A 25,916-nucleotide genomic window follows, 5' to 3' on the forward strand; every position below is an offset into this window, starting at 1 on the left:
TCGCCGGGCGTCAGGGGGCGGGGGCACCGCATCGACCTCCCTGGCATCACCTTCGGCAGGGGTCGGCGCAGGCGGCTGGCGGGTACCCTGAGGGGCCTGCCCGCGCGCGATGCGCGCGCGCCCTGTCCCGGAGGATCCCGTTGAAGAAGACCCTGCTGTCCGCCGCCACCCTGCTGGCCCTCGCCACCGCCGCCCCGCTCGCGGCCCACGAAGACCGCAGTTGCCTGGATGAGGGCTGCATGCTGCAGTCGCTGTTCGCCGAGCCCGACACCGCCGGGACATCCGTTCCGACCATTGCGGCCCAACGCTTCGGTACCTGGGGTATCGACACCGCGGGCATGGACCGGCAGGCGAAGCCCGGCACCGACTTCTTCCGTTATGTCTCCGGCACCTGGGCCGACACGACGCAGATTCCCGCCGACCGCTCCAGCTACGGGGGGTTCGCCATCCTGCGCGACCTGTCCGAAGCCCGCCTGCGGGTGCTGGTGGAAGGCTATGCACTGGGCGATCCCGCGACGGCGGGCGACCCCGCCAAGATTGCGGCGCTGTACCGGGGCTTCCTGGACGAGACGAGGGTCGAAGCGCTCGGGTCGAAGCCCCTGCAGCCGGTCCTGGCCGACATCCGCGCAGCCAGGGACAGGAGCGCGCTGGCTCGCCTGATGGGTACACGCGGCGGCTTCTACGACAGCTTCTTCAACCTCAGCGTCAGCGACGACCAGAAGAATCCGGACCGGTATGCGCTCTACCTGAGCCAGGGTGGCCTTGGCCTGGGCGATCGCGAAATGTACTTGCGCGACACCTTCAAGCCGCAGCGCGAGCGCTACGTGGCGTACATGGCGCAGATGCTGCAGTTGGCCGGCTGGGAGAAGCCGCAGGAGAACGCAACGGCGATCCTGGCGCTGGAGACGCGCATCGCCGACGCGCACTGGACGCGCGCCGAGAGCCGCAACCGCGACAAGACCTACAACCCGCGTCCGCTGGCGGAGTTCGCGTCGACCTCGCCCGGCTTCCCCTGGACGGACTTCTTCCGGGCGGCAGGCGTCGAGGGCGCGGGCCGCGCGGTGATCCGCCAGGACAGCGCGATCCCGAAGATCGCCGCGATCTTCGCCGGGACCGATGTCGCCACGCTGCAGGCCTGGCAGGCGTTCCACGCGACCGACAACGCGGCGCCGCTGCTATCGAAGGACTTCTCGGTGGCGCAGTACGAGTTCCGCGACAAGTTCCTGTCAGGACAACCGCAGCAGCGCGAGCGCTGGAAGCGGGGCGTATCGTTCGCCGAGTCGGCGATGGGTGAAGCGATCGGCCGCGACTACGTGGCTCTGTACTTCCCGCCGGACGCCAAGGCCAAGATGGACGCGCTGGTCGCCAACGTGAAGGCGGCCATGGGCGCGCGCCTGGATGCGCTGGCGTGGATGAGCCCGGCGACCAAGAAGGAGGCGCACGCCAAGCTCGCCGGTTTCGGCCTGAAGATCGGCCACCCTGAGACGTACCGTGATTACAGCGCGCTGGTCGTGAAGAACGGCGACCTGTTCGGCAATGCGCAGCGCGCCGGCCAGTTCGAGTGGGAGTACCGCCGCGCACGCATCGGCCAGCCGGTCGACAAGGGCGAGTGGGGCATGACGCCGCAGACGGTGAACGCGTACTACAACTCGGTGAAGAACGAGATCGTGTTCCCGGCCGCCATCCTGCAGCCGCCGTTCTTCGACCCCGACGCCGATCCGGCGGTGAACTATGGCGGCATCGGCGGCGTCATCGGCCACGAGATCATCCATGGTTTCGACGACCAGGGCAGGAAATCCGATGGCGCGGGCGTGCTGCGCGACTGGTGGACCGCCGAGGACGCAGCCAAGTTCGAAGTGCAGGCGGCCAAGCTCGGCGCGCAGTACGAGGCCTACGCGTTCCCGCAGCTGCCTGGCATGCACATCAACGGCCGCGTGGCGATGGGCGAGAACATCGGCGACCTGGGCGGCCTGACGATCGCGCTGGAGGCGTACCACCGCTCGCTGGCCGGCAAGCCGGCGCCGGTGATCGACGGCTTCACCGGCGACCAGCGCTTCTTCATGGGCTGGGGCCAGGTCTGGCGCACCCTGTGGCGCGACGATGCGCTGCGCCAGCAACTCGTCAACGGTACCCATTCCCCCGGCCACATCCGCGCATTCGCACCGTTGCGCAACATCGACGCCTGGTACGACGCGTTCGGCATCAAGCAGGGCGACCCCCTGTACATCGCTCCGCAGGATCGCGTGCGGATCTGGTGATATCGCATCGGGACGCCGTCCGAGTGGCGGCGTCCGGCAGGTATTTCTCCCGTTGACGCAGGAAAACAGTCTTGCGCGTGGCGCAAGCTACGCGTATGCCCGGCTTGCATCATGCTGCGTGCGCACCGATGATGCAGGCCATCGTCGTCGTCCGATGCCGTTCCCGTCATGCCCGCCACACCCGCGTCCTCCCAGCAAGGCGATCTGTTCGGCGGCCCGCAGCCGGGGCGGCTGCATCGCCTGTTCTTTGCGCTGCTGCCGTCGGCCGGTGAGCGCGAGGCGCTGCGGCACCGCGTCGAGGACCTCGGGGCCGCGTTCCCGCTGGCGCGCTGGGTGCGGCCGGAGCGCTTCCATCTGACGCTGCATTTCCTCGGCGAGAGCGATGGGCCGCGCGACGACATGGTGGCCGCCGCGCACGAGGCGATGCGCGACTGGCAGCCGGAACCGGTCGGCATCACCCTCGATCACCTGCTGTGCCTGGGCAACCCGAAGCATCCGGCGCTGACGCTTGCGGCCCTGCACCCGTCGCCGACGGTCGTCGCCTTTTGGCGCAGCCTGCAGCAGCGGCTGCTGCGCGCGGGCTTCAAGCAGCATGTCGGCCGCAGCTTCGTGCCACACCTGACGCTGGCCTATGTGCCGCCCCGCACCACGCCGGTGGACGTGCCGCCGGTAGTGCTGCACCCGCAGGCGGTGCACCTGTTGCAGAGCATCGAAGGCGAGGCGGATTACACGCGCCTCGGCGAGTGGTCGCTGGCGGAATAGGTCCCGCATCCGCGCCTGCAGGCCGCGAGCCGGTCCTGCTGGGATGCACAAAGAGCGCTTCGCCGCGTTGACGCCATCGGGGTGCGACGGCTAGCGTCACGGCTCTTTCGCCCGAGGTCCCCGCATGCGCGTCGCCATTCCCTTGCTGCTGTTGCTGGCCGGCATGGCGCCGGCATCCCAGGCGGCCCCGGTGCCGACGCAGGGTCGGGACGTGATCGAGGTCGGTGCGGTACTGGCGCCGCGCGACCGGGTCGATCCGGAGAACCGCATGCTCCGCGAACGGCTGGACACGTTGCTGCCACGGCTGATGAAGGACGCCGATCTCGACATGTGGGTGGTGATCGCGCGCGAATACGCCGAGGATCCGGTGTACTTCACGCTGGTCCCGCAACCCGCACACGCCGCGAGGCGCACCACGATGCTGGTGTTCCATCGTCAGCCCGACGGCAGCGTGCAGCGCCTGTCGATCAATCGCTATCCGTTTGGCGCGCCGTACGAGACGGCGTGGGCCGAAGGCGACCTGAAGGCCCAATGGGATGCGCTCGGCGCCCTGATCACGGCGCGCGATCCGCGCAGGATCGGTATCGACGTGTCGGACGAATGGGCGGTCGCCGACGGACTGACGCATGCGTTGCACGAGCGCCTGCGCTCGGCGTTGCCGGCCGCGCTGCGGGATCGGCTGGTGTCCGCGGAAACGCTGGTCGTCCGCTGGATGGAGACCCGCACGCCGGGTGAGCTCGCCGCCTATCCGCATATCGTGTCGCTCGCCCGTGGCGTGGTCGCGGAAGCGTTCTCGGGCCGTGTCATCACGCCTGGCGTCACCACCACCGACGACGTGGCGTGGTACATCCGCCAGCGCTTCGAGTCATTGGGTCTGGCGCCTTGGTTCATGCCGGACGTGAACCTGCAGCGCGCCGGTACCGCCTGCACCGACGACGCGCCGTTCTGCGGCGAGGAGGGCGTGATCCAGCCGGGCGATGTACTGCATACCGACGTGGGCCTGTGCTACCTCAAGCTGTGCACCGATACTCAGGAAATGGCCTATGTCGCCCGTACGGGTGAAACGGACGTGCCCGCCGGCCTGCGTGCCGCGCTCGCCCGGGGCAACCGCTGGCAGGACGTGCTGACCGGGCAGTTCGTCGCCGGCCGCACCGGCAACGAGATCCTGGCGGCGACGCAGCGCGAGGTGGCACGGCAGCAGCTGCGCGCGTCCACCTATTCGCATCCAGTCGGGTTCGTGGGCCACGCACCGGGGCCGACGATCGGCATGTGGGACAACCAGGGCGCGACACCGGGACAAGGCGATTGGCCGCTGCATGCGGACACTGTCTACGCGATCGAGGGCAACGTGAAGGCGGATGTGCCGGAGTGGGGCGGGCAGAACGTGCAGATCAAGCTTGAGCAGATGGCGGTGTTCGACGGAACGAAGGTGACCTACCTGGCTGGACGCCAGGTCGCCTGGCACGTTGTGCGGTGACGCGCCGTACGCACCGACGATAGGATGCCCGCATGAGCGCCGACGCCCACCTGATCGCCTGCCCGCATTGCGCGGCGATGAACCGTGTGCCGCCGGCGCGGCTCGCCGAGGCGCCCAGCTGCGGGCGCTGCCACCAGGCCTTGTTCACTGGCCGGCCGCTGGCACTGGGCGAGGCCGATTTCGACCGCCACGCGCTGCGCAGCACGCTGCCGTTGCTGGTCGATTTCTGGGCGCCCTGGTGTGGGCCCTGCCTGCAGATGGCGCCGCATTTCGAGCGTGCCGCGATGGCGCTGGAGCCGGCGATGCGCCTGGCCAAGGTGGACACGGAAGCCAGTCCCGGACTGGGCAACCGATTCGGCATCCGCAGCATTCCGACACTGGTGATGCTGCAGGGCGGGCGCGAGATCGCGCGGCAAAGCGGGGCGATGCAGGCGGATGCGATCGTGCGCTGGGCACGGGGACAACGGGCGTGAGGGCGCAGGCGATGCCCGCCCGCGATGGCCGTGCTGGGCGCAGTGCGAGCAGCCCGGACGCTGGAGGAGCCAGGGCGTGACGCTGCCGACACTCGCGACGGAGCGTTTCCGCCTGCGTCCGCTGGCCGCGCAGGACGAAGCGCTCTATGTCGCCATCTATACGGACGACGCGCTGATGCGTCATGTCGGCGAGCCGATGACGGCATCGGACGCGCGGCGCGCGTTCGACGCCTTCCTCCGATCCAATGCGCACGCGGATCTTCGACGTGCGTGTTGCTGGGTGATCGAATGCGGCGGGGACGACAGCGAAGTCGTCGGCCTGATCGCATTGTCCCCGCATTCCGGTGCGGCCGAAATCGGCGTCATGGTCCTGGCGCCCTGGCAAGGCCGCAAGGTGGCGCAGGAGACCATCGCGTTCCTGTCCGGCCACCTGTTCGAAGAAGGCGCGTGGCCGCGCACGTTCAGTCGCCACGCGCGCGACAATGACGCCGGTGCGGGCGTCATGCGACGGCTGGGGTTCCACGCGATGGCGGAGGTGCCAGGGGGATCGGCGTTCCGGGGTTGGGAAATGACGCGGGATGAGTGGATGCGGCGGTTCGCCGCTCAGGCAGGGGCAGGGCAGTGACGGGACTCGAGGAAGCAGACGCGGGGCGGGGCCGGCTCGCGTGCGTGGGCGTGGGCATGACGCTGGGAGCGCACCTGGCACCGCGTGCGCGGAGCCATATCGAACAGGCAGACGTCGTCTTCAGTGCCATGTCGGACCCGATCGTCGAGTTGTGGGTGCAGGGCATGAATGCCGATGTCAGGAGCCTCCAGCCGCTCTACCGGGAGGGCAAGCCGCGGCGCGAGACCTACCGCGAGATGGTCGAGGCGATGCTGGCGGAGGTGCGGCGGGGGCGACGTGTATGCGGTGCCTTCTATGGCCACCCCGGCGTGTTCGCGCAGGTCCCGCACCGGGCGGTGGAGCAGGCGCGCGCCGAGGGGTTCGAGGCCGTGATGGAAGCCGCGGTGTCGGCGGAAGACTGCCTCTACGCCGACCTGGGCATCGACCCGGGCGCAGTGGGTTGCCAGCATTTCGAAGCGAGCCAGTTCATGTTCTACGAGCGCAGGGTGGACCCGTCTGCGTATCTGGTCCTGTGGCAGATCGGCGTGGCGGGCGATCTCTCGACCGGGCGGCTGTCCACCGACGCCGCTACCAAGCAGGTGCTGGTGGACCTGTTGCTCGGCGATTACCCGGCAGGCCATGAAGTGATCGCCTACGAGGCTGCCACGCTGCCGATCTCGCGCCCCCGCATGGACCGGCTGCCGCTGGACCAACTGCCCACGGCGACGCTTTCGGCCGCGACCACCCTGGTGGTTCCGCCTGCCGTCCCGCTGCGGAGGAACGAGCAGGTCCTGGCGCGCCTGCGCGCCTTGGGCGGCTGAGGGCGCCGGACCGCCCGGGGCGTGGCAAGCCCGCCTGAAAGTGAGTATTGTCACGCCAAGGGGGCAGGCCTGCGCGTACGGCGCGGGCGCTGCAGAATCGCTTCAACCATCATTGTTTTGGGGAAATCCGCGTGTCCAATGCCATCCGCTTCCTGGAGTCCATGGGTGCTGCCGCTTCGTCGCAGGCGACGGCCGACTATCTGGCCGCCGTCGCCGCCCTCGATGTCGAGGCCGACCAGCGTGCCGCGTTGCGCGATCGCGACGTCGCATCGCTGACCCGGCTGCTGGACGCCCGGCCGGCCATGTTCTGCATGATCCTCGCCCCGGATGAGGGCAAAGAAGACGAGTCGCGTGAAGACGCGGACGATCAGACGGGTGGGGAAGAGGATCCGGCTGAAAAGGAGTAACCTCGGCGGCCAGCGGGCTCCGGTGGCGGCAGTCGGTCGGGAGACTAAGGGATGATGCTCGGGAAAGGACGTACCTATTGGCTGGCGTGTGCGCTGGCATGCGCGTTCGTCGCACCGGCGCAGGCCCAGATGGCGCCGGGCATCGATGCGCTGATCGAGCAGGCGGAGACGATCAAGACCTCCCAGCCGGCCCGCTTCTACGAGGTGCTGGATCGGCTCGAAAAGCGCGTCGAGGAAGCCACCCCGGAGCAGCGTCTCAATCTGCGGCTGCTCAGGGCGCATGGATTCCTGATGAAGGGCAAGTCGGAGCTCGCGATACGGGAGCTCCGCCAGATCCAGCAGGAGACGCAGGACCCGGAGATGCTGTTCTGGACCGGATCGCTGCTGGTCAATACCTATGCGTTGACCCGCAAGTTCGAGCAAGGGCTGACCACGCTCAACGACATCCTGCCGCTGGCCACCAAGGTGGAGAAGAAGGATGTCCGTCACCGCGGGCTGCTCGTCGCCGGGCTGCTGTACAACCAGGTCGGCGAGTACACCCTCGGTGAGCAGTATGCGCAGCAGGTACTGTCGGATGCGCCGGATGGGCGCAACAGGTGCGCGGCCGGCAACCTGGTGGCCGAGGCCGCGCTGGGGTTGAAGAAGTCACCCTCGGAAGAGGCGATCTTCAGCACCATCAAGACGTGCGAGGAGCAGAAAGAGCCGATCCTGGGCGGCCTTACGCGCACCTACCTTGCCCGCAAATGGGTCGAGGATGGAAAGGTCGACCAGGCGATCGAGCTCCTCGAACGGTATCTGCCCGCTGTCACCGCGACCGGCTATCCGCTGGTCATCAGCGAATACCACGCCATGCTCGCCAGCATGTATTTGAAGCTGGGCGACATGCGCACCGCCAAGTCGCATGCGAACGAAGCCGTGGAGCGTGGTGCAGGCATGACCTCGCTGCCGCTGGTCGTGGCGTACAAGACCTTGTACGAGATCGCGGAAAGGCAGGGCGATCCGGCAGGCGCGCTCGTGCGCTACCGGCAGTATGCCGATGCCGACAAGGCGTACCTCAACGACGTGAAGACGCGCCAGCTGGCCTACCAGATCGTGCGCCAGCAGATTCTCCAGAAGACGCAGCAGATCAGCATGCTCGACCAGGAAAACCAGGTGCTGCAGCTGCAGCGCAAGGTCGACCAGCAGGCCGCGCAGAACACCCGGCTGATCGTCATCCTGCTGGTGCTGCTGATTGCGTCGATCGGCTACTGGGCCTTCAAGATCAAGCGGGTGCAGCTGTCGCTGAAGAAGATGGCGGAAACGGACGCGCTGACCGGCATCTGCAATCGCCACCACTTCACCCTGCGCGCCGAGCGCGCCCTGGCCGAATGCGCGCGAAACGGCGAGCAGGCGGCGCTGATCATGTTCGACCTGGACCATTTCAAGAACATCAACGACCGCTTCGGCCATGGCACCGGCGACTGGGCGCTGAAGGAAGTGGCCGAGGCCAGCAAGGGTTTCTGTCGGCGCATCGATGTGCTCGGCCGTCTCGGGGGCGAAGAGTTCGCGATCCTCATGTATGGCTGCGACCTGCGCGCCGCCGCGCGGGTGGCGGAAGACTGCCGCGTGCGGCTCGCCCAGATCGAGACCCGCGAGACCGGCCACGTCTTCGCCATCACCGGCAGCTTCGGGGTGACGTCGAGCCAGCACTCCGGCTACAGCCTGGCCAAGCTGCTGTCGCATGCGGACAAGCAGCTGTATCGCGCCAAGCACAATGGGCGCAACCGCGTGTGCGTCTACGACAGCGAGCAGGACAACGTCCGCGCCAGCAACGTGCTCGAACTGCCCCAGCGCGACCGCGCCGAACACCTGGGAAGCTGAGGGCTTCGCTCAGGGCAGGTCGACGGCCGCCTGCAGGCCATCATCGACGGCCATCTGGTTGCGGCCGCGGCTCTTGGCCTGGCAAAGCGCGCGGTCGGCGGCCTCCAGCCAGGTGCGCAATCCTGTTGCCGTCGCCTTGGCCAGGCCCAGGCTGACCGTGGGCTGCAGCCCGGGCGCGCTCTGCACGTTCAACGCCTGCACGCCCTCGCGGATGCGCTGCGCCACGATGCCCGCGGCCGCCACGTCGGTGCCCCTCAGCAGCACCGCGAATTCGTCCCCGCCGAGCCGTCCCGCCGCATCCTGCTGGCGGATGCTGTGGCGGATGACCTCCGCCGTCGCCCTCAACACGTCATCGCCCGCGGCGTGGCCGTGGCGGTCGTTGATTGCCTTGAAATGATCGATGTCGATCATCAGCAGGGTGGCGGGCTCGCCGGTCGCGGCGCACTGGTCCAGCAACAATGCGGCCTGTTCCTGCCAGTAGCGGCGGCTGTCCAGTGCAGTCAGGGTGTCGCGCCGGCTCAGTTCGTCCAGCTGGCGGTTCTGCCGCTTCACCTTGCGCACGAGGTGGTAGCTGGCCTGGCTGACCGCGATGGAATGGATCATCAGCATGGGAAGGCAGGCGACCATGACCGCCATGCTCGTCATCGGCTGCATCTCGAAGCCCGTGGCTGCCCCCACCGCCACGGCGCCGGCTGCCATCAGCGGCAGCGACCAGTACCACAGGCGGTCGATGCCGGTGCTGATCTTGTCGACGGTGGTGAGCGTGACCAGCAGGACGCTGGGCAGCAGGTTGAAGGCCATCAGCGGCACCCACATGCCGGCCAGGATCGAGTCCACCAGCAGGTTGCGGATCTCGCCCCGGAACGGCTCCGGATGGCGCAGCGCCAGCCACAAGGCGAGCTGCGGCCACACGACGGTGGTGAACAGCAGGAACGCCCATGCCCCCGGACCCGCCTGGTTCTCCAGCAGTACCATGCCCGTCGGCAACGCGGCCAGCCCCATGCCGAGCGTGCGGAGGCGATGGATCCGGCGCGGCAGACGTTGGGTATGGCGCGCCGGATCGGTGCCCGGCGGCGGCGTGGTGGACGGCATTGGCGCGTGAGTTCCCTTGCTCGTGGCGACCATGCCCCAGTGGCGGGGACAGGTCGAGTGTAGGCCAAAGCGTGATGGCGGGCACGCTGCGGAGCCATGCCCGTAGAGCGGCGGCGCCCGCGGATTCTTGAGTGGCTGGACGATAATCCGGCGTCGACGCTCACTGCGATGCCCCGATGTCCCGTCTTGCCTCCACCCTCGACCCACGCATTCCTGCGGGACGTGTCCGCCTGGCTGCGATGGCCGCGATGGCCGCCGCCCTCGGCTTCCTCCTGGTCGCGGGATCGTTGCAGATGGTGCGTGGCGATCTGGACTGGCAGCGCGCAACGCTGAGCCAGTACCTGCTCGGGCCCTGGGGACTGCTGCTGCGTAGCCTCTATTGCACGCTGGCGGTGGCCATCGTGGTGCTGGCGTGGGCGCTGCATGCGCAGTTGTCGGCGACGGCGCGCAGCGCGGCACCGCTGCTGCTGTTCAGCACGGGCGCCTTCGCGCTGGCGGGCGTGGCGATAGGCGATTCGTGGTTGCCGCAGGTCGCGCCGGACTTCCACGCCTGGTTCCATCACACCTGCGCGATCACCGCGTTCCTGTGCGTCACCACCGGGATGCTGCTGCAGGCGTGGCGTTTCCGGCTGGACGCTCGTTGGCGCCGCCATTTTCCGGTGGCGGCTGCATGGTCGAGCGCCTGCTATGCGCTGCTTTGGCTGCACGCGCTGTGGCCGCCGGCCGGGCAGGGGTGGGTACAGAAGCTGCTGATCGCACTGATCGTCGCGGCGATGTGGCTGGCGGGCTCGTGGCTCTGGCGGATGCAGCCCGGTGCGGGGGCCGCTTCGCGACGCTAAGCTGCAGCCTCACGACGGAGGAAACCCCCATGATCCAGCGGTTCGATGTAGGCACGCGGCTGTCCGAGATGGCCATCCACAATGGCGTGGTGTACCTGGCCGGGCAGGTCGCCGAGGACGCGACACAGGGGATCGCCGGACAGACCCAGCAGGTACTCGGCGAGATCGATGCATTGCTGGCCCGCGCAGGCACGGACAAGACGAAGATCCTGCGTGCCGAGATCTTCATCAAGGACCTGCAGGATTTCGAAGCGATGAACCGCGTGTGGGATGCATGGGTGCCGGAAGGCAATGCGCCGCCGCGCGCGACCGTGCAGGCCACCCTGGCGCGTCCCGCATGGCTGATCGAGATCGTGGTGACGGCGGCCCTCTGACCGATGGCGAAGCGCAATCCGCCACCCTGGCAGCGTCCCGCACCGATACGACGCGGTGGCCCCTCGACGCTGAGCCCGGCCCAGGTGGAAGAGGCGCGCGCCCGTGCCGTAGCCGCGGGCCGCCGGTATCCCAACCTGATCGACAACATGCACGTGGCCGCCAAGGCCAGGCGTGTGTCCGGCGTCGGCGAAACGGCGCGCGACGAAGCAGAGTGAACGTGGAAGCGGCGTGAGGACCAGCATGCACATCGCGCCGTAAATGTCTGTAATAAAACTGCTTTGAAACGATAACCGGGCCTCAACAATCCATCGCGTATCGTGCGCCCCACGTTCCGCAGCCGCTGCGGCACGCACTTCCCGGGTGCGCGCCGCAGCCCCTGCGGACGACCATTCAGGCGCTGCGGTTCGCCAGCCAGTCGACCACTCCCAGCGCGGCGTGGCGACCGCTGGCGAAGCAGGCCGTCAGCAGGTAGCCACCCGTGGGGGCTTCCCAATCGAGCATTTCGCCGGCCACGAACACGCCGGGCAGGTCGCTCAGCATCAGGCGCCCGTCCACCGCGTCCAGCCCCACGCCGCCGGCACTGCTGATGGCCTCGGCGATCGGGCGGGGACGCTGCAGGCGGAAGGGGAAACGCTTCAGCGTCGCGGCGATCTTCGCGGGATCGGACAACGCAGCCTTGTCGAGCACTTCGTACAGCAATGCCGCACGCACGCCACTCACGCCCGCTTCGCGACGCAGGTGCTCGCTCAGGCTGCGCGAACCGCGTGGCTTGGCCAGCCGGCGCACAAGATCGCGTTCCTCGCGCCCCGGCAGCAGGTCCAGCACCAGCGTGGCCTCGCCGTCGCGTGCGAGGGCGTCGCGCAGCATCGGCGACAGCGCGTAGACCAGGCTGCCCTCGATGCCGGTGGCGGTGATGACGCATTCGCCCTGGCGCTGCTGCGGCGTGCCGCCGGCGTCATGCCAATGCGCGACGACGGGCTTGAGGGGCGCGCCGGCGAAGCGCGTCGCCAGGTGTTCGCTCCAGTCGATGTCGAAGCCGCAGTTCGATGGCTGCAAGGGCGCGACATGGATGCCCTTGTCCTTCAGAGGCGCCACCCAGGCACCATCGGACCCCAGCTCCGGCCAGCTGCCGCCGCCCATGGCCAGCAACGCAGCATCGGCGAGCATGGCGACTTCGCCGTCGGGGGTGGCGAAGCGAAGCGCGCCCGCATCGTCCCAGCCCAGCCAGCGATGTTGTACGTGGAACCGCACACCCTGTTCGCGAAGTCGCCGCACCCAGCCGCGCAGCAGGGGTGCGGCTTTCAGATCGGACGGGAACACGCGACCGGACGTGCCGACGAATGTCTCCACGCCCAATCCGCTCGCCCATGTACGCAAGGCATCCGCATCGAAGTCGCGGAGCCATGCGGCGACCTCACGCGTGCGCGTGCCGTAGCGCGTGACGAACACCTCGAACGGATCCGAGTGGGTCAGGTTCATGCCGCCCTTGCCGGCGATCAGGAACTTCCTTCCCACCGAGCCCTTCGCGTCGTACAGGTCGACCTGCAGCCCCGCGGCGCGCAGCGTTTCGGCGGCCATCAGGCCTGCCGGCCCGCCGCCGATGACGGCGACGGTGTGCGGGAGGGGTGGGGCATCGCTACGTGGTGAAGGCATCCGCATAGTATGCCGTGCCCGGACAGCACTCCCGGCGGATGCACGGCCTGCGGTATCGTCGTGCGCAACACGTGAAGGGGATCTGCCGATGTCGATGTCGCCTGCGGTCGCGCGCCGCGCGCTCTTGCTGCTCTGCCTTGCCGCGCCGGTGGCGCTCGCCGGGGCGCCATCGCCGCCGCCCGAGTTGCAGGATATCGATGCCTACGTCGAATCGGTGCGCAAGGCGTTCGATGTACCGGGCATCGCGGTGGCGGTGGTGAAGGACGGCGAGGTGGTGCTGGCGAAAGGCTGGGGCGAGCGCGAGCTCGGCAAACCGGCCAAGGTCGACGCGCACACGATGTTCGCCATCGCCTCGAACACGAAAGCGTTCACCTCGGCCTCGCTGTCCATGCTGGCCGACGAAGGCAAACTCTCCCTGGAAGACCGCGTGATCGACCACCTGCCATGGTTCCGCATGGCCGATCCTTATGTCACCCGCGAGATGCGCATCCGCGACCTGCTGGTTCATCGTAGCGGGCTGGGACTGGGTGCGGGCGACCTGCTGTACTGGCCCACCACCACCTACAGCAACCGCGAAGTGGCCGAGCGCCTGCGCGATGTGCCGTTGAGCGGCGGGTTCCGCGAACGCTATGCCTACGACAACATCCTCTACGGTGTGGCCCAGCTGGTGGTGGAGCAGGCCAGCGGCCAGTCCTACGCCCAGTTCCTGCGCACGCGTTTCTTCCAGCCGCTGGACATGCGCGAGACGCGCTACAACAGCGATGCGCTGAAGCCGGGCGACAATGTCGCCACCGGCCACGCCATGGCCGATTTCACCACGCTGCAGCCGGCGCCGCGGATGACGTGGCGCAATGTCGCCGGCGCAGGCGGAATCTATGCCAGCGTGAACGACATGGCGAAATGGATGAACGCCCAGCTCGCCGGCGGCACCTATCGGGATGCGCAGGGGCGCGAGCATGCGCTGTTCACGCCGGAGCGCCAGAAGGCGATGTGGTCGCTGGTCACGCCGATCCCGATCCCGGAACCCAAGGTGGAGGCGCTGAAGGCCGCCAAGCCGAACTTTCTCGGCTACGGCGAAGGCTGGATGGTCTCGGATTTCCAGGGCCGCAAGCTGGTGTGGCATACCGGCGGCTGGCCGGGCATGGTGTCGCGCGTGACGCTGGTGCCGGAGCGCAAGCTCGGTGTCGTGGTACTGACGAACCAGGAGGTGGGTGCGGCCTTCAATGCCGTGACGCTGAAGGTACTGGACGCCTACCTTGCGAACAGCGGCACCGACTGGCTGGCCGCCTACCAGGCGCAGGTGGCGCAGGCCAAGGGCAACGCCGACGAACACTGGCAGAAACTGCAGGCCGCGCGCGACGCCACGTCGAAGCCCTCGCTGCCGCTGGCGAAATACGCTGGCGCGCTGCGCGACCCGTGGTATGGCGATGTCGTCGTGGCCCAGGAAGGCGAGCGCCTGGTGCTGCGCTTCAGCCGCACGCCGGAACTGGTCGGCGACCTGCAGCACTGGCAGCACGACACCTTCGTGGTGCGCTGGCGCGAACGCTGGCTCAACGCCGACGCCTTCCTGACGTATTCGCTGAAACCCGACGGCGGCATCCGCGAGGCGCGGATGGAAGCGATCTCGCCGCTGACCGATTTCAGTTTCGACTTCCACGACCTGCGGCTGGCGCCGGTGGAGTAGCGAACGGCGGGGATGGCAGATGTTGGGAGCGACGTAAGTCGCTATGGATGCATCTCAGCGCGCCGGTCGACAGACGTCGGGCGTCCTTCTTGCGGAAGAGGTCCGCCTCCTCACCTGTCGGAAACTCGCGAGTTGCGTCGCACCCACGAGTGCCGTCGCTCCTGCATGACCCACACCCTCACTCGTGTGGCTTCACGTCCAGCAGTTCCACGTCGAACACCAGCGAAGCGTTCGGCGGAATGACGCCGCCGGCACCGCTGCTGCCGTAGGCGAGGTCGCCCGGGATCTTCAGCGTGCGCTTGCCGCCGACTTTCATGCCGGCCACCCCGTCGTCCCAGCCCCTGATGACCTGGCCGGCGCCCAGCAGGAAGGTGAAGGGCTCGCCGCGGTCGACCGAGCTGTCGAACTTCATGCCGCGCTGCTGTGGCGCCGTCTCGTCGTACAACCAGCCGGTGTAGTGCACGGTGACGTCGCTGCCGCGGGTGGCGATGGCGCCACTGCCTGCCTGCGTGTCGATGCGTTGCAGGTCGGCCACGCTGCCGCCAGGCGGCGGGCCGGCAGGCGTACAGGCAGCGAGCAGGGTCAGCGAGAAGGCGAGCAGCAGGGAGCGCATGAGTCGTCCGGATGAGAGGGGTGTGCAGGGTACCGCACGCCGGTGCGCCCGACGTCGACCCGCTAGACTGTCCCGATGGCCAAACTGTTCCTCAATCTGCGCAACGTGCCCGTAGACGAAGCCGACGACGTGCGCCAACTGCTGCGCGCCAACGCGATCGACTTCTACGAAACCCCGCCCAGCCCGTGGGGCATTTCCGCCGGCGGCCTCTGGATCGACGATGCGGAACAGCTGGCGCGCGCGAAGACACTGATGGCGGGCTATCAGGCGAAGCGTCGCGAGCACGCATGGTCCGAACGCGCCACCGCCGAGCGCGAAGGGCGCGCCGAGACGTTCGCCGGGCTGCTGCGCGATCGGCCGCTGTACGTCGTCGGCATCCTGGCCGCGATGCTCTTCATCGTCGCGGTGACGCTGGCATTACCCTGGTTGCTGCTCTGACGCCGGCGCGGCTTGCCCGGTCTGAGTTCAATACCAAGGATCAGAACAGCCGCTGCAGGGCCTCGAGCATCGTGCTCCAGCCCTGCTGCGTGCGGTCGGCATAGTCGGCCCAGGCGCGCGGAAGGGTATGGGTCAGGCGCAGCTCGCAGACGACGGGTGTCGGCGTGAGCACGATATCGACCCGGCTGCCGTCCTGATCGGCCTCGCCGGCGATGGTCCAGGTGAACGACAGCCGGTGCGGCCGATCGATGACGAGATACTCGCCGACGTGGTCGATGCGTTCGCCGTCGCGCTCGACCAGCATCGAGAAGCGGCCACCAACGCGCGCATCCACGTCCAGGCGCAGCAGTTTCTCCTCGCGAATGTCAGGACCCATCATCCACTGGCCCAGCAGGCGCGGCGTCAGCCACGCGTCGAAAACACGTTTGGCAGAGGCCGTGAATGCGCGTTGCACGGTGACATCGACCGTGCCTGGGGCGGAAGGGGTCATGGCTGTTCCCGGGTAGGCGTGGCGGAAGGTGGGGTGTCCGCTTGCAGGACGGTATCGAGCGCGTCGAGGCGGGCGGTCCAGAACTGCGCGTACTCGCGCAACCACGCCTCGCCATCGGCCAGCGCCTGGGGTTGCAGGTGGCACAGGTGGGTGCGGCCCCGGATCTGGCGCGTGACCAGTCCGGCGCGCTCCAGGACCTTGATGTGCTTGGACGCCGCCGCCAGCGAGATCCGGAACGGTGCCGCCAGTTCGCCCACGCTGCGGGCCTGCCCCCGCAGGCTGCGCAACATCCGGCGGCGCGTGCCATCCGCCAGGGCGTGGAAGACGGCATCGAGTTGCTGGGCATCATGTTCAACCATATGGTTGAGTATTGGCTCGACCATCACCGACTGTCAACCATCTGGTTGAATAAAGGGGAAAGGCCGACGGGCGGTAAAATCGCGACATGGTCACCAACATCGCCGCCTATCACTTCACGCCCATCGACGCGCCCGAGACATTCGCGGCCACGCTGCGCACGCGTGCCGAAACGCTGTCGCTGCGCGGGTCGGTCCTGGTGGCGGGCGAAGGGTTGAACCTGTTCCTGGCCGGTGAGGCGGAGGCCATCGCCGCTTTCCTCGCACCGCTGCACGAGGATGCGCGCTTCGCCGGCCTGCGCGTGAAGTACAGCTACAGCCGCCGGGCTCCCTTCGCCCGCCTCAAGGTCAAGGTGAAGCCGGAAATCATCAGCTTCCGCCGTCCCGGCACGACCCCGGAGAGCGCTCGCGCGCCGGTCGTCGAACCGCGCACGCTGGCGCGCTGGCTGGAGCAGGGCCACGACGACACGGGACGCCGCGTGGTGATGCTGGACACGCGCAACGCACAGGAGACCGAACACGGCACCTTCGCCGGCGCGCTGACGCTGCCGATCGACAAGTTCACCGATCTTCCGGCCGCATTGGCGCCGCATCGCGATGCACTGAAGGACGCTACCGTCGTCAGCTTCTGCACCGGCGGCATCCGCTGCGAGAAGGCGGCCTTGTGGATGCAGGCCGATGGCATGGACAACGTGCTGCAACTCGACGACGGCATCCTCGGCTACTTCGAGCAGGTCGGCGGTTTCGGTTATGAGGGTGCCTGCTTCGTGTTCGACGAGCGGGTGGCGCTGTGGCCCGACCTGACGCCGCAGATGGACGCGCCTGCGGACGTCGCATGAGCGGCCTGGACGCGCTGCGCTTCGACAATCGCTTCGTCCGCGAACTGCCGGGGGACCTGGAACAGGGATACCGGCGTCGCGAGGTTCGAGGCGCGGTGTGGTCGCCGGCCCAGCCCACGTCCGTTGCCGCGCCGACGCTGCTGGCGCATTCGCCCGACGTCGCGGCGCTGCTGGATCTGGAAGAGGCGGATGTCGCGTCCCACGTCTTCGCGCAGGTGTTCGGCGGCAATGCCCTGTTGCCGGGCATGCAGCCTTACGCCGGCAACTACGGCGGCCACCAGTTCGGCCAGTGGGCGGGCCAGCTTGGCGACGGCCGCGCCATCACCCTGGGCGAAGTGGTCAATGCGCGGGGTGAACGCTGGGAGCTGCAGCTCAAGGGCGCCGGACCGACGCCGTATTCGCGTACCGCCGACGGGCGCGCGGTGCTCCGCTCGTCCATCCGCGAGTTCCTGTGCAGCGAGGCCATGCACCATCTCGGCGTACCGACGACGCGCGCCCTGAGCCTGGTCGGTACCGGCGAACAGGTGGTGCGCGACATGTTCTACGACGGTCATCCGAAAGCTGAACCCGGCGCGATCGTCTGCCGCGTGGCGCCGTCGTTCCTGCGCTTCGGCCATTACCAGTTGCCGTCCTCGCGCGGCGAAACCGATCTCCTGCGCGCGCTGGTGGATTTCACGCTCCGCCGCGATTTTCCCCACCTGTCCGGCGAAGGCGAGGCGTTGTATGCCGCGTGGTTCGCCGAGGTCTGCGAACGCACGGCGGTGATGGTGGCGCACTGGATGCGCGTGGGATTCGTCCATGGGGTGATGAACACGGACAACATGTCGGTGCTTGGCCTGACCATCGACTACGGCCCCTACGGCTGGGTCGATGACTATGATCCGGACTGGACGCCGAACACCACCGATGCGCAGGGCCGTCGCTACCGCTTCGGCTGGCAGCCGCGCGTGGCGGGCTGGAACCTCACCCGGTTCGCGCATGCACTCTCGCCCCTGTTCGAAGGCGTGGACGCGTTGCAGGACGGTCTGCAGGCCTTTGCCGACACCCATGCGGCCGAGGAACGCGAGACCGTCGCGCGCAAGCTGGGCCTGGCGGCATGTCGCGACGGCGATCTCGAGCATATGCAGGCCCTGCAGGTGTTGTTGCAGCAGGGCGAGGTCGACATGACCCTGTTCTTCCGTGCACTGATCGATGCGGACCTGGGCGATGCCTCGCTGGCTTCGTTCGACAACGCGTTCTACGACGCCGGCAAGCGCGAACGTGTGGCGCCGGCGCTCCGCGATTGGCTGGCAGCGTACGCGCGCCGGCTCGACGATGAGCCGCTCGATCCCGCGACGCGCCGCGAGCGCATGCGCCTGGCCAACCCCCGCTACGTGCTGCGGAATTACCTGACGCAGCAGGCGATCGAGGCGGCCGAAGGCGGCGACCTGTCCGGGGTACACGATCTGCTGGCCGTCATGCGCCGGCCCTACGACGACCAGCCCGGCCGCGAGCGGTTCGCGCAGCGCCGGCCGGACTGGGCACGCGACCGCGCGGGATGTTCGATGCTGTCGTGCAGTTCATAGGGCGTGATGACAGTGTGGGAGCGACGTGAGTCGCGATCGCTTTCTCTGCTCCTCCCACAACGGCATATGCCGCGAGGTAGGATGGCGGACCCCACGCGGAGCGCTGGCGCATGCTCACCGTCCACCACCTCAACAACTCCCGTTCCCAGCGCGTGCTCTGGCTGCTTGAGGAACTGGGCCTGGATTACGCCGTGGTGCGCTACCAGCGCGACCCGAAGACGATGCTGGCGCCGCCGGAATTGAAGAAGGTGCATCCATTGGGCAAATCGCCGGTGGTCGTGGATGGCGAGCACGTGCTGGCCGAGTCCGGTGCGGTGCTCGAATACCTGGTGGAACGCTACGACGCCGCGCGCCGGTTCGCGCCGTCGCCGGGCACCGCCGAGCACCTGCGCTATCGCTACTGGCTGCACTATGCCGAAGGCTCGGCGATGCCGCCGATGCTGCTGAGCCTGGTGTTCTCGCGCCTGAAGAAAGCCCCCATGCCGTTCTTCGCACGGCCGGTGGCACGCGGCATCGCCGACAAGGCGATGAGGACCTTCGTCGGGCCCCAGGTGAAGCTGCACCTGGATTACATGAACGCCGAACTGGGCAAGGCCGCGTGGTTCGCGGGCGATCAGTTCAGTGCGGCCGACATCCAGATGAGTTTCCCGGTGGAAGCGGCGGCCGTGCGCGCTGGACTCGATGCTTACCCGAACCTCGCCGGCTTCCTGCAGCGCATCCACGCGCGACCTGCTTACCAGCGTGCCCTGGCCCAGGGCGGCCCGTTCGACCTGATGGGCTGAGCGGGATACAGCATCCCGCACGCGGCGGTGGAATCCGTCGCCGCGGATCCCCATGACGATGTCATCGTCATCGCAAGGCCGTTCCATGATCCCGTATTCGCTCCTCGATCTTGCCCCCGTCTGCGAGGGCAGCGACACCACGCAGGCGTTCGTCCACATGCGCGACCTGGCGCAGCACGCCGAGCGCTGGGGCTACACCCGCTACTGGCTGGCCGAGCACCACAACATGCCGGGCATCGCCAGCGCCGCGACCGCCGTGTTGATCGGTCACGTCGCCGGTGCGACGTCGACGATCCGCGTCGGTTCCGGCGGCATCATGCTGCCGAACCATTCACCGTTGCAGGTGGCCGAGCAGTTCGGCACGCTCGCGTCGCTGTATCCGGGCCGCATCGACCTCGGCCTGGGTCGCGCACCGGGCACCGACCAGGCGACCGCACGCGCCTTGCGGCGCTACTTCGACAGTGCCGAGCAGTTCCCGCAGGACGTGCAGGAAGTGCTGCGCTACTTCGAGCCGGTACAGGACGGGCAGGCCGTGCGTGCCGTGCCGGGTGCGGGACTCGAGGTGCCCGTGTGGCTGCTCGGTTCCAGCCTGTTCGGCGCGCAACTCGCGGCCGCGCTGGGCTTGCCCTATGCGTTTGCATCGCATTTCGCGCCCGACGCGATGGACCAGGCGCTCTTGCTGTACCACCGCGATTTCCGTCCCTCGAAGCGTCTGGCCAGGCCGCACGCGATGCTCGCCCTGAACGTCGTGGCCGCCGAGACGGACGAGGAAGCGCGCTACCTGTTCACCACCCAACAGCAGGCCTTCGTCAACCTGCGTCGCGGCCGTGCGGGACGGGTGCCGCCGCCGATCGACGACATCGAGGCCTTCTGGGAGCCGCACGAAAAGGCCGGCGTCGCGCAGGCGCTGGCGTGCGCGGTCGTCGGCAGCCGCGATACCGTGCGCAAGGGCATCGCCGACTTCATCCAGCGGCATCGCCCGGATGAACTGATGCTGACCGCCAACATCTTCGACCACGGCAAGCGCCTGCGTTCGTTCGAGATCGCCGCCGACGTCATGTCGTAGCGTGCGCCACGCGCACGCTACATGGTGCCCCGCTGGATGAAGGGCACGCGCTCGTAGAGCCTGCGCTCGCCGCCACGCGGATCGTTCTGCAGGGACGATTCGTCGTCGAACACCATGGTCTGCCGCTGTGGCAGGGTGTATGGACGCCATGCGGGGATGCCCGCATGGTTCGGGTCGCCGTGGCGGGCGAGGGCGATCAACGCATCGCTCATGCGCGCCGCCATGGCGCGGGCGCGGGCGTCGGTCCCTGTCTTCGATCCTTCTTTCGCGATGTTGTCGAACACCAGCGGAATGTCGAGCGTGTGGAACGCGCGCAGCTTTCCACCGTTCGCCGGCGAACGCCAGTCGAGTTGGTAGACCCACGCCGGCGATCCCTGTCGCGCGCGCGCTTGGGCCTCGACGATGGCGCCGCGCCATGAGCGCCCGGCGGTGGTCGCCGCGAAGAAGACCTCCGACGGCGTGTAGTCCGGATACAGGCGCCGGTATTCGGCGATCACCACGTCCGGTGACACATCCACGAACTGCTGCTCGCGGAGCTTCTGCGGGAGCTTTTCCCAGGTCAGGCTGAAGTTCGCCGGATCGTTGCCCAGGAAGGCGCGCGTCTCGTCGCGCGTATTGCCGATGACCATCGGGATGTCGGCGGACTGCGCGGGCGCATCGGGGTAGAACGGATGCCGCGGAAGCTGGTGCGTATCCAGCACAGGGCCGAAGTAGAGCGCGGTGTCCTCCACGCGCGACGGGTCGCGCACCCGCGTGGCGTCCAGAAGGCGGGCCATCGGCATCGTCAGCAGGCGATCCACATCGCGAGGGCCCAGGCCCAGTTCGGCCATGAACAGCGCCGTGCGCTGCGCGGCGGCGCGCGGGCCGGCCGCGGTGACCTGCTGGCCGCTCATCGTCATCGCCTTGTGGAACAGGCGATCGGCCTCCGGCATGGCCATCAGCGTGGCGATCTTGGCGCCGCCGCCGGACTGGCCGAACACGGTGACGTTGTCGGCATCGCCACCGAATGCATGTGCGTGCTCGCGGACCCAGCGCAGCGCGTCGATCAGATCGAGCTGCCCGACGTTGCCCGACTCCCGCACGCGCTCGTCGCCGCTTTCGCCCAGATACAGGTAGCCGAACGCGTTGAGCCGATGATTGACGGTGACCACGACGACGTCGCCACGACGGCAGAGGTTCGCGCCGTCGTAGAGCGGATGCGAGCCTGAGCCGTTGTTGTAGCCACCGCCATGGATGTAGACCAGTATCGGGCGCTTCCCGCCATCGCGCAGAGCCGGCGTGTAGACGTTCAGGAACAGGCAGTCTTCGCTGACCGGTTGCCCGTCGGCGTCACCGCGCTGCGGAGCCGAGGCGCCGAAGCGGGAGGCATCCCGCACGCCCGTCCAGCCGGTCTCGCGCAAGGCGCGCTGGAAGCGTCGGCGGGTGGTGTCGCCGGCGTAAGGAATGCCGCGGAACACCTGGACGCCGCCGTCGGTGGTCCCTGCAACGCGGCCACTGCGTGTCGTGGCGACGGGTTGGCGCTGCGCGCTGGCGCCGAAGGGCAACGTGGAGGCCAGCAGGGCCAGCCCGGACGTGCCGGCGACCTGCGCCAGGAACTGCCGACGGGAAGGAGGAGGGGAGGCCGCCATGGAAACCTTATGATGACACCGGTTTCCAAAGGCTAACAAACCGCTCCCGGAGAGAAACGCCGCACTGCGTCAGACGGCCGTGCCCGCAGCATGGCCCGATGCCCACGCCCACTGGAAGTTGTAGCCGCCCAGCCAGCCGGTGACATCCAGCACTTCGCCGACGAAGAACAGGCCGGGCACACGCTTGGACATCATCGTGCTGCTGGAGACGCCGTCGGTGTCCACGCCGCCGAGGGTCACTTCGGCCGTGCGATAGCCCTCGGTTCCGCTGGCGACCAGCGGCCAGTCGGCGATCAGGGCGGCGGCCTCTTTCAGCTGGGGAGCGTTGAACTGCTTCATAGGGCGGTTGGGCAGCCAGACCTCGCACAGGCGCTGCGCGAAACGACGTGGCAACGCGTCGGACAGGACGGTCTTCAGTTCGGCATCCGGCCGCTGCTGCTGTTGTGCTTGCAGCCATGCCAGCGTGTCGCGGTCCGGCAGCAGGTCCAGGCGCAGGTCGTCGCCCGGCTGCCAGTACGAGGAGATCTGCAGGATCGACGGGCCGCTGACGCCGCGGTGGGTCAGCAGCATGAAGTTGCGGAAGCGCGCCTTGCCGCAGCGTGCCTCGACCGGGAACGACACGCCGCTCAGGTCGGCCAGGCGCTCCTGGTGCTTGCCGCTCAGCGTTAGCGGCACCAGGCCGGCGCGCGTAGGCAGCACGTCGTGGCCGAACCGGCGCGCAAGATCGTAGCCGAAACCGGTCGCGCCCATGCTCGGGATGGACAGTCCGCCGGTGGCCACCACCAGCGACGGCGCGGCCACGCGCCCCAGCGGGGTGTCCAGGCGGAACACGCCGTCCGTCTGTTCGACGTTACCGACACTGCAGCCCGTCTCGATATGCACGCCGGCGGCCAGGCATTCGTCCACCAGCAGCTTCACGATCAGCTTGGACGAGACGTCGCAGAACAGCTGCCCGAGTTCCTTCTCGTGGTAGGCGATGCGGTGTTGCTCGACCAGTGTGATGAAATCGCCCGGCGTGTAGCGCGCCAGCGCCGACTTGCAGAAGTGCGGATTGGCGGACAGGAAGTTGGCCGGCGTGGTGCCGGTATTGGTGAAGTTGCAGCGCCCGCCGCCGGACATCAGGATCTTCTTGCCGACCTTGTTGGCGTGTTCGATCACCATCACGCGCAGGCCGCGCCGGCCGGCGGTCAAGGCGGTCATCAGGCCGGCCGCACCGCCTCCGACCACCAGTACGTCGTGGGTGGGCGCCATGCGGTCAGGCGGCCCGCGCGAGACCCGCCTGGCGGACGGTCGGCGTGATGGCGACCACCTGGTCGTCGGTCATCCATTGCATCTCGCCGTCCTGGATCATCACGTTGAAGCGCATGCTGCGGACCATGAGCGCCGTGATGGCAGCCACCGACTCGGGCGCGATGTCCAGCACGGTCAGGTTGCGGTGACGGGCCAGCAATGCCGCATTCCTGTCCCACCACAGGTCGGCGGCGCGCCCACCGTAATTCACCACGATGACCTCGTGGGCCCGCCCGCACGCCTTGCGGATACGCGATTCGTCGGGCTGGCCCAGGTCGATCCACTGTTCGATCAACCCCGTGTAGTCCTTGCGCCACAGGTCGGGCTCTTCCTCGTTGCTGAGGCCCTTGCCGAATTCCAGGCGGTCCTGCGCCATCAGGGCGAAGGCGATCAGCCGGACCATCAGCCGCTCATCGGTTTCGGACGGGTGCTGCGCCAGGGTCAGGTTGTGGGTGCCGTAGTAGTGGCGGTCCATGTCGCTGATCTGCAGTTCGGCTTTGACGACGGTGGACTTGAGCGCCATGGCAGGGGTTCGGAAAACGGGGCGCCATGATACGCCGGCGGCGGAGCCTGCCCGCCGTCGGCTGCAATCGGTTAAAGCCTGCCGGGAAAGAGCCCTGTTCAGCTTTCTTGCAAAAGGGATTCGCTTTTACATGAAAAGCCCGGTAGAGTGCGCGGCACTGTGCTTGCCAGGGTCACCGTGAATCGTGAGCCTGATGCGGTAGATACATCTGCTACATCTTCCCGCTTTACCAACGCCTGCAAACCCAGTCCCGTCCCGGTCATATGCCGGGGTTGTGGTCCTTTCATCCATGTTTCAGGAGTTAGTAAAGATGTCTGATCGTCAGACCGGTACCGTCAAGTGGTTCAACGACGCCAAGGGCTTCGGCTTCATCACCCCGCAGAGCGGCCCCGACCTGTTCGTGCACTTCCGCTCGATCCAGGGCAATGGCTTCAAGTCGCTGAAGGAAGGCCAGTCGGTCTCCTTCGTCGCCGTGCAGGGCCAGAAGGGCATGCAGGCTGACCAGGTGCAGCCGCTGTAATCCAGCGCTGAACCCGATGGTTCAAGAAGACGCCGGTGCGCAAGCGCCGGCGTTTTTGTTTGTGGGCCTCAACATGACGTCGCCCTGCAGTACGTCGTGGGCGCACCTTCAGAGCTTGCGCACGCGGAAGCTGCGGCCCTTGATCTTGCCGGCGTTGAGCCGCGACAGCGCGGCGGCGGCCTTGTCGCGTGCGACCGCCACATAGGTACGCGTCGGGAAGACGTTGATCTTGCCGATGGCAGACGCCGACAGGCCCGCATCGCCGGTCAGTGCGCCCAGTACATCGCCCGGCCGCAGCTTGTCGGTCTTGCCGGCGTCGATCCGCAGCGTGGTCATCGCGGCCGGAGGCGCAGTGTTGGCCTTGGGGGCGGGCGGTGCGTTGCGGTCCCACAACAGGGGAGCGCCGAGCCGTTCCTCGATGACCGCTGCGCGTGGCAGCTCGCGCGGTGTGCACAGGCTGATCGCCAGGCCATCGCGTCCGGCACGGCCGGTGCGGCCGATGCGGTGCACATAGGTGTCCGCGTCGCTGGGTATGTCGTAGTTGACCACCAGCGCCATATCCTCGATGTCAAGGCCGCGCGCAGCGACGTCGCTGGCGACCAGCACGTTGCAGCTGCGGTTGGCGAAGCGCACCAGCACCTCGTCGCGGTCGCGCTGCTCCATGTCGCCGTGCAGGGCGAGTGCGGAGAAGCCAAAGTGCTGCAATGAGATCGCGACTTCGTCCACGTCCTTGCGCATGTTGCAGAAGACCACCCCGGACTCGACGCGATGCTGCGCGAGCAGTCCCGCCAGCGTGGTCTGCTTGCGCGCGGGATCGACCTGCAGGAAACGCTGCTCGATCGCCGACTGCGCTTGTGGTGCGTCCACCGTCACTTCGAGGGGGTCGCGCAGCGTGTTGCGGGCGATGTCGCGGATGGCGTCAGTGAATGTGGCCGAGAACAGCAGGCTCTGGCGGTCCTTCGGGGTCTTGCCGGTGATCTCGCGGATGGGCTCCTCGAATCCCATGTCGAGCATGCGGTCGGCTTCGTCGAGTACCAAGGTGCGCACGCCGCCCAGATGCAGCGCTTTCTTGCGCAGCAGTTCCTGGATGCGCCCGGGCGTACCGACGACCACCTGCGGGTCGTGCGCCTCCAGCGAGCGCAACTGGGGTTCGAGCGGCATGCCGCCGCACAGCGTCAGCACTTTCAGGTTGGGAAGTCCGACCGCGAGTTTGCGCAGTTGCTGCGCGACCTGGTCGGCCAGTTCGCGCGTCGGGCACAGCACCAATGCCTGGGTGCGCACGGTGGCGATATCCAGCCGGTGCAGCAGCCCCAGGCCGAACGCGGCGGTCTTGCCGCTGCCGGTCGGCGCCTGCGCGATGACGTCGCGGCCGTCGAGGATGGCAGGCAGGCTGCGGGCCTGGATCGGGGTGGGCTGGGTGTAGCCGAGCGCCTGGACGCCCTGCTGCAGGCCGGGCGCCAGCGGAAGAGAGGTGAAATCGAGCATGCCGCATTTTCGCAGA

The 25,916-nt window shown here is 68.0% G+C and carries 27 protein-coding genes; 18 read left to right on the top strand and 9 right to left on the bottom strand.

What is annotated here, in order from left to right; all coding sequences use genetic code 11:
- Positions 1-140: 140 nt before the first annotated feature.
- From Q0907_RS05260 to Q0907_RS05295, 8 genes are all read left to right on the top strand, one after another.
- Complete coding sequence (locus Q0907_RS05260; protein ID WP_299342280.1) at positions 141-2,258, top strand: M13-type metalloendopeptidase; 2,118 nt, start codon at positions 141-143, stop codon at positions 2,256-2,258.
- 168 nt (positions 2,259-2,426) lie between these two features.
- Positions 2,427-3,020 (top strand): RNA 2',3'-cyclic phosphodiesterase, encoded by a 594-nt coding sequence (gene thpR, locus Q0907_RS05265; protein WP_299342282.1) that lies wholly within the window; start codon positions 2,427-2,429, stop codon positions 3,018-3,020.
- 124 nt (positions 3,021-3,144) lie between these two features.
- Positions 3,145-4,497, top strand: coding sequence for a M24 family metallopeptidase (locus Q0907_RS05270; protein WP_299342284.1), 1,353 nt, complete (start codon positions 3,145-3,147; stop codon positions 4,495-4,497).
- 32 nt (positions 4,498-4,529) lie between these two features.
- Complete coding sequence (gene trxC / locus Q0907_RS05275) at positions 4,530-4,970, top strand: thioredoxin TrxC (RefSeq protein WP_296278261.1); 441 nt, start codon at positions 4,530-4,532, stop codon at positions 4,968-4,970.
- A gap of 76 nt (positions 4,971-5,046) precedes the next feature.
- The gene (locus Q0907_RS05280; RefSeq protein ID WP_299342287.1) at positions 5,047-5,595 is read left to right on the top strand and encodes a GNAT family N-acetyltransferase; all 549 of its coding nucleotides are present in this window, start codon (positions 5,047-5,049) and stop codon (positions 5,593-5,595) included.
- Positions 5,592-6,395 (top strand): SAM-dependent methyltransferase, encoded by an 804-nt coding sequence (locus Q0907_RS05285; protein ID WP_299342289.1) that lies wholly within the window; start codon positions 5,592-5,594, stop codon positions 6,393-6,395. The genes Q0907_RS05280 and Q0907_RS05285 overlap by 4 nt, the downstream gene beginning before the upstream one ends.
- Before the next feature lie 131 nt (positions 6,396-6,526).
- Positions 6,527-6,802 (top strand): hypothetical protein, encoded by a 276-nt coding sequence (locus tag Q0907_RS05290; protein WP_299342291.1) that lies wholly within the window; start codon positions 6,527-6,529, stop codon positions 6,800-6,802.
- A gap of 51 nt (positions 6,803-6,853) precedes the next feature.
- Positions 6,854-8,662 (top strand): GGDEF domain-containing protein, encoded by a 1,809-nt coding sequence (locus tag Q0907_RS05295; RefSeq protein ID WP_299342293.1) that lies wholly within the window; start codon positions 6,854-6,856, stop codon positions 8,660-8,662.
- 9 nt (positions 8,663-8,671) lie between these two features.
- Here the strand turns inward: Q0907_RS05295 and Q0907_RS05300 are convergent, their stop codons facing one another.
- On the bottom strand, positions 8,672-9,754 hold the full coding sequence (locus Q0907_RS05300; protein WP_299342295.1) for a diguanylate cyclase: 1,083 nt from the start codon (positions 9,752-9,754) through the stop codon (positions 8,672-8,674).
- A gap of 176 nt (positions 9,755-9,930) precedes the next feature.
- Here Q0907_RS05300 and Q0907_RS05305 point away from each other — a divergent pair, with 176 nt between their 5' ends.
- The 3 genes from Q0907_RS05305 to Q0907_RS05315 are packed head-to-tail and all read left to right on the top strand — an operon-like array spanning position 9,931 to position 11,183.
- Positions 9,931-10,593: a DUF998 domain-containing protein gene (locus Q0907_RS05305; protein ID WP_299342298.1), complete on the top strand. Its 663-nt coding sequence runs from the start codon at positions 9,931-9,933 to the stop codon at positions 10,591-10,593.
- 29 nt (positions 10,594-10,622) lie between these two features.
- Positions 10,623-10,967 (top strand): RidA family protein, encoded by a 345-nt coding sequence (locus Q0907_RS05310; RefSeq protein WP_299342299.1) that lies wholly within the window; start codon positions 10,623-10,625, stop codon positions 10,965-10,967.
- Between the two features lie 3 nt (positions 10,968-10,970).
- On the top strand, positions 10,971-11,183 hold the full coding sequence (locus tag Q0907_RS05315; protein ID WP_299342302.1) for a hypothetical protein: 213 nt from the start codon (positions 10,971-10,973) through the stop codon (positions 11,181-11,183).
- Positions 11,184-11,358: 175 nt separating this feature from the next.
- Here Q0907_RS05315 and Q0907_RS05320 read toward each other — a convergent pair whose 3' ends face one another.
- Complete coding sequence (locus tag Q0907_RS05320) at positions 11,359-12,621, bottom strand: TIGR03862 family flavoprotein (protein WP_299342303.1); 1,263 nt, start codon at positions 12,619-12,621, stop codon at positions 11,359-11,361.
- Positions 12,622-12,715: 94 nt separating this feature from the next.
- Between Q0907_RS05320 and Q0907_RS05325 the strand changes: the two genes are divergently transcribed.
- Positions 12,716-14,305, top strand: coding sequence for a serine hydrolase (locus Q0907_RS05325; RefSeq protein ID WP_299342643.1), 1,590 nt, complete (start codon positions 12,716-12,718; stop codon positions 14,303-14,305).
- A gap of 178 nt (positions 14,306-14,483) precedes the next feature.
- Here Q0907_RS05325 and Q0907_RS05330 read toward each other — a convergent pair whose 3' ends face one another.
- A complete protein-coding gene (locus Q0907_RS05330) occupies positions 14,484-14,918 on the bottom strand; it encodes an FKBP-type peptidyl-prolyl cis-trans isomerase (RefSeq protein WP_299342306.1) in 435 nt (144 codons plus the stop codon).
- A 75-nt stretch (positions 14,919-14,993) separates the two neighbouring features.
- Here Q0907_RS05330 and Q0907_RS05335 point away from each other — a divergent pair, with 75 nt between their 5' ends.
- Positions 14,994-15,356, top strand: coding sequence for a DUF6164 family protein (locus tag Q0907_RS05335; protein ID WP_299342308.1), 363 nt, complete (start codon positions 14,994-14,996; stop codon positions 15,354-15,356).
- Between the two features lie 40 nt (positions 15,357-15,396).
- Here the strand turns inward: Q0907_RS05335 and Q0907_RS05340 are convergent, their stop codons facing one another.
- Together Q0907_RS05340 and Q0907_RS05345 are read right to left on the bottom strand one after the other, a co-directional pair.
- A complete protein-coding gene (locus tag Q0907_RS05340) occupies positions 15,397-15,846 on the bottom strand; it encodes an SRPBCC family protein (RefSeq protein ID WP_299342311.1) in 450 nt (149 codons plus the stop codon).
- Positions 15,843-16,205, bottom strand: a complete 363-nt coding sequence (locus Q0907_RS05345) for a metalloregulator ArsR/SmtB family transcription factor (protein ID WP_299342313.1) — start codon at positions 16,203-16,205, stop codon at positions 15,843-15,845. The genes Q0907_RS05340 and Q0907_RS05345 overlap by 4 nt, the downstream gene beginning before the upstream one ends.
- An 86-nt stretch (positions 16,206-16,291) precedes the next feature.
- On the opposite strand from Q0907_RS05345, the gene Q0907_RS05350 reads away from it, so the two are divergent.
- The 4 genes from Q0907_RS05350 (at position 16,292) to Q0907_RS05365 (ending at position 20,454) form a co-directional block, all read left to right on the top strand.
- A complete protein-coding gene (locus Q0907_RS05350; RefSeq protein WP_299342316.1) occupies positions 16,292-17,041 on the top strand; it encodes a sulfurtransferase in 750 nt (249 codons plus the stop codon).
- Positions 17,038-18,606 carry a YdiU family protein gene (locus tag Q0907_RS05355; protein WP_299342317.1) on the top strand — a complete coding sequence of 523 codons (1,569 nt, stop codon included), beginning with the start codon at positions 17,038-17,040 and terminating at the stop codon, positions 18,604-18,606. Before Q0907_RS05350 ends, Q0907_RS05355 begins: the two co-directional genes overlap by 4 nt.
- A 110-nt stretch (positions 18,607-18,716) precedes the next feature.
- The gene (locus tag Q0907_RS05360) at positions 18,717-19,388 is read left to right on the top strand and encodes a glutathione S-transferase (protein ID WP_299342320.1); all 672 of its coding nucleotides are present in this window, start codon (positions 18,717-18,719) and stop codon (positions 19,386-19,388) included.
- An 85-nt stretch (positions 19,389-19,473) separates the two neighbouring features.
- Entirely contained in the window at positions 19,474-20,454 is a 981-nt protein-coding gene (locus tag Q0907_RS05365; RefSeq protein ID WP_299342645.1) for an LLM class flavin-dependent oxidoreductase, read from the top strand.
- Positions 20,455-20,471: 17 nt separating this feature from the next.
- Here the strand turns inward: Q0907_RS05365 and Q0907_RS05370 are convergent, their stop codons facing one another.
- The 3 genes from Q0907_RS05370 to Q0907_RS05380 form a co-directional block, all read right to left on the bottom strand.
- On the bottom strand, positions 20,472-22,082 hold the full coding sequence (locus tag Q0907_RS05370; RefSeq protein ID WP_299342322.1) for a carboxylesterase/lipase family protein: 1,611 nt from the start codon (positions 22,080-22,082) through the stop codon (positions 20,472-20,474).
- Positions 22,083-22,151: 69 nt separating this feature from the next.
- Positions 22,152-23,333, bottom strand: coding sequence for an NAD(P)/FAD-dependent oxidoreductase (locus Q0907_RS05375; protein WP_299342325.1), 1,182 nt, complete (start codon positions 23,331-23,333; stop codon positions 22,152-22,154).
- Positions 23,334-23,337: 4 nt separating this feature from the next.
- A complete protein-coding gene (locus tag Q0907_RS05380) occupies positions 23,338-23,895 on the bottom strand; it encodes a YaeQ family protein (RefSeq protein ID WP_296278242.1) in 558 nt (185 codons plus the stop codon).
- A 310-nt stretch (positions 23,896-24,205) separates the two neighbouring features.
- On the opposite strand from Q0907_RS05380, the gene Q0907_RS05385 reads away from it, so the two are divergent.
- Entirely contained in the window at positions 24,206-24,415 is a 210-nt protein-coding gene (locus Q0907_RS05385) for a cold-shock protein (RefSeq protein WP_296278241.1), read from the top strand.
- Between the two features lie 108 nt (positions 24,416-24,523).
- Here the strand turns inward: Q0907_RS05385 and dbpA are convergent, their stop codons facing one another.
- Positions 24,524-25,900 (bottom strand): ATP-dependent RNA helicase DbpA, encoded by a 1,377-nt coding sequence (dbpA, locus tag Q0907_RS05390; protein ID WP_299342329.1) that lies wholly within the window; start codon positions 25,898-25,900, stop codon positions 24,524-24,526.
- Positions 25,901-25,916 lie beyond the last annotated feature (16 nt).

Source organism: uncultured Pseudoxanthomonas sp. (assembly GCF_947498795.1).
Taxonomy (GTDB): Bacteria; Pseudomonadota; Gammaproteobacteria; order Xanthomonadales; family Xanthomonadaceae; genus Pseudoxanthomonas_A.

Excerpts from the sequence above, each read along its gene's own strand:
- thpR (WP_299342282.1), top strand. The coding sequence starts at position 2,427 with ATGCCCGCCACACCCGCGTCCTCCCAGCAAGGCGATCTGTTCGGCGGC.
- Q0907_RS05270 (WP_299342284.1), top strand. The coding sequence starts at position 3,145 with ATGCGCGTCGCCATTCCCTTGCTGCTGTTGCTGGCCGGCATGGCGCCG.
- trxC (WP_296278261.1), top strand. The coding sequence starts at position 4,530 with ATGAGCGCCGACGCCCACCTGATCGCCTGCCCGCATTGCGCGGCGATG.
- Q0907_RS05295 (WP_299342293.1), top strand. The coding sequence starts at position 6,854 with ATGATGCTCGGGAAAGGACGTACCTATTGGCTGGCGTGTGCGCTGGCA.
- Q0907_RS05300 (WP_299342295.1), bottom strand. The coding sequence starts at position 9,754 with ATGCCGTCCACCACGCCGCCGCCGGGCACCGATCCGGCGCGCCATACC.
- Q0907_RS05305 (WP_299342298.1), top strand. The coding sequence starts at position 9,931 with ATGTCCCGTCTTGCCTCCACCCTCGACCCACGCATTCCTGCGGGACGT.
- Q0907_RS05310 (WP_299342299.1), top strand. The coding sequence starts at position 10,623 with ATGATCCAGCGGTTCGATGTAGGCACGCGGCTGTCCGAGATGGCCATC.
- Q0907_RS05315 (WP_299342302.1), top strand. The coding sequence starts at position 10,971 with ATGGCGAAGCGCAATCCGCCACCCTGGCAGCGTCCCGCACCGATACGA.
- Q0907_RS05320 (WP_299342303.1), bottom strand. The coding sequence starts at position 12,621 with ATGCCTTCACCACGTAGCGATGCCCCACCCCTCCCGCACACCGTCGCC.
- Q0907_RS05325 (WP_299342643.1), top strand. The coding sequence starts at position 12,716 with ATGTCGCCTGCGGTCGCGCGCCGCGCGCTCTTGCTGCTCTGCCTTGCC.
- Q0907_RS05330 (WP_299342306.1), bottom strand. The coding sequence starts at position 14,918 with ATGCGCTCCCTGCTGCTCGCCTTCTCGCTGACCCTGCTCGCTGCCTGT.
- Q0907_RS05335 (WP_299342308.1), top strand. The coding sequence starts at position 14,994 with ATGGCCAAACTGTTCCTCAATCTGCGCAACGTGCCCGTAGACGAAGCC.
- Q0907_RS05340 (WP_299342311.1), bottom strand. The coding sequence starts at position 15,846 with ATGACCCCTTCCGCCCCAGGCACGGTCGATGTCACCGTGCAACGCGCA.
- Q0907_RS05345 (WP_299342313.1), bottom strand. The coding sequence starts at position 16,205 with ATGGTTGAACATGATGCCCAGCAACTCGATGCCGTCTTCCACGCCCTG.
- Q0907_RS05350 (WP_299342316.1), top strand. The coding sequence starts at position 16,292 with ATGGTCACCAACATCGCCGCCTATCACTTCACGCCCATCGACGCGCCC.
- Q0907_RS05355 (WP_299342317.1), top strand. The coding sequence starts at position 17,038 with ATGAGCGGCCTGGACGCGCTGCGCTTCGACAATCGCTTCGTCCGCGAA.
- Q0907_RS05360 (WP_299342320.1), top strand. The coding sequence starts at position 18,717 with ATGCTCACCGTCCACCACCTCAACAACTCCCGTTCCCAGCGCGTGCTC.
- Q0907_RS05365 (WP_299342645.1), top strand. The coding sequence starts at position 19,474 with ATGATCCCGTATTCGCTCCTCGATCTTGCCCCCGTCTGCGAGGGCAGC.
- Q0907_RS05370 (WP_299342322.1), bottom strand. The coding sequence starts at position 22,082 with ATGGCGGCCTCCCCTCCTCCTTCCCGTCGGCAGTTCCTGGCGCAGGTC.
- Q0907_RS05375 (WP_299342325.1), bottom strand. The coding sequence starts at position 23,333 with ATGGCGCCCACCCACGACGTACTGGTGGTCGGAGGCGGTGCGGCCGGC.
- Q0907_RS05380 (WP_296278242.1), bottom strand. The coding sequence starts at position 23,895 with ATGGCGCTCAAGTCCACCGTCGTCAAAGCCGAACTGCAGATCAGCGAC.
- Q0907_RS05385 (WP_296278241.1), top strand. The coding sequence starts at position 24,206 with ATGTCTGATCGTCAGACCGGTACCGTCAAGTGGTTCAACGACGCCAAG.
- dbpA (WP_299342329.1), bottom strand. The coding sequence starts at position 25,900 with ATGCTCGATTTCACCTCTCTTCCGCTGGCGCCCGGCCTGCAGCAGGGC.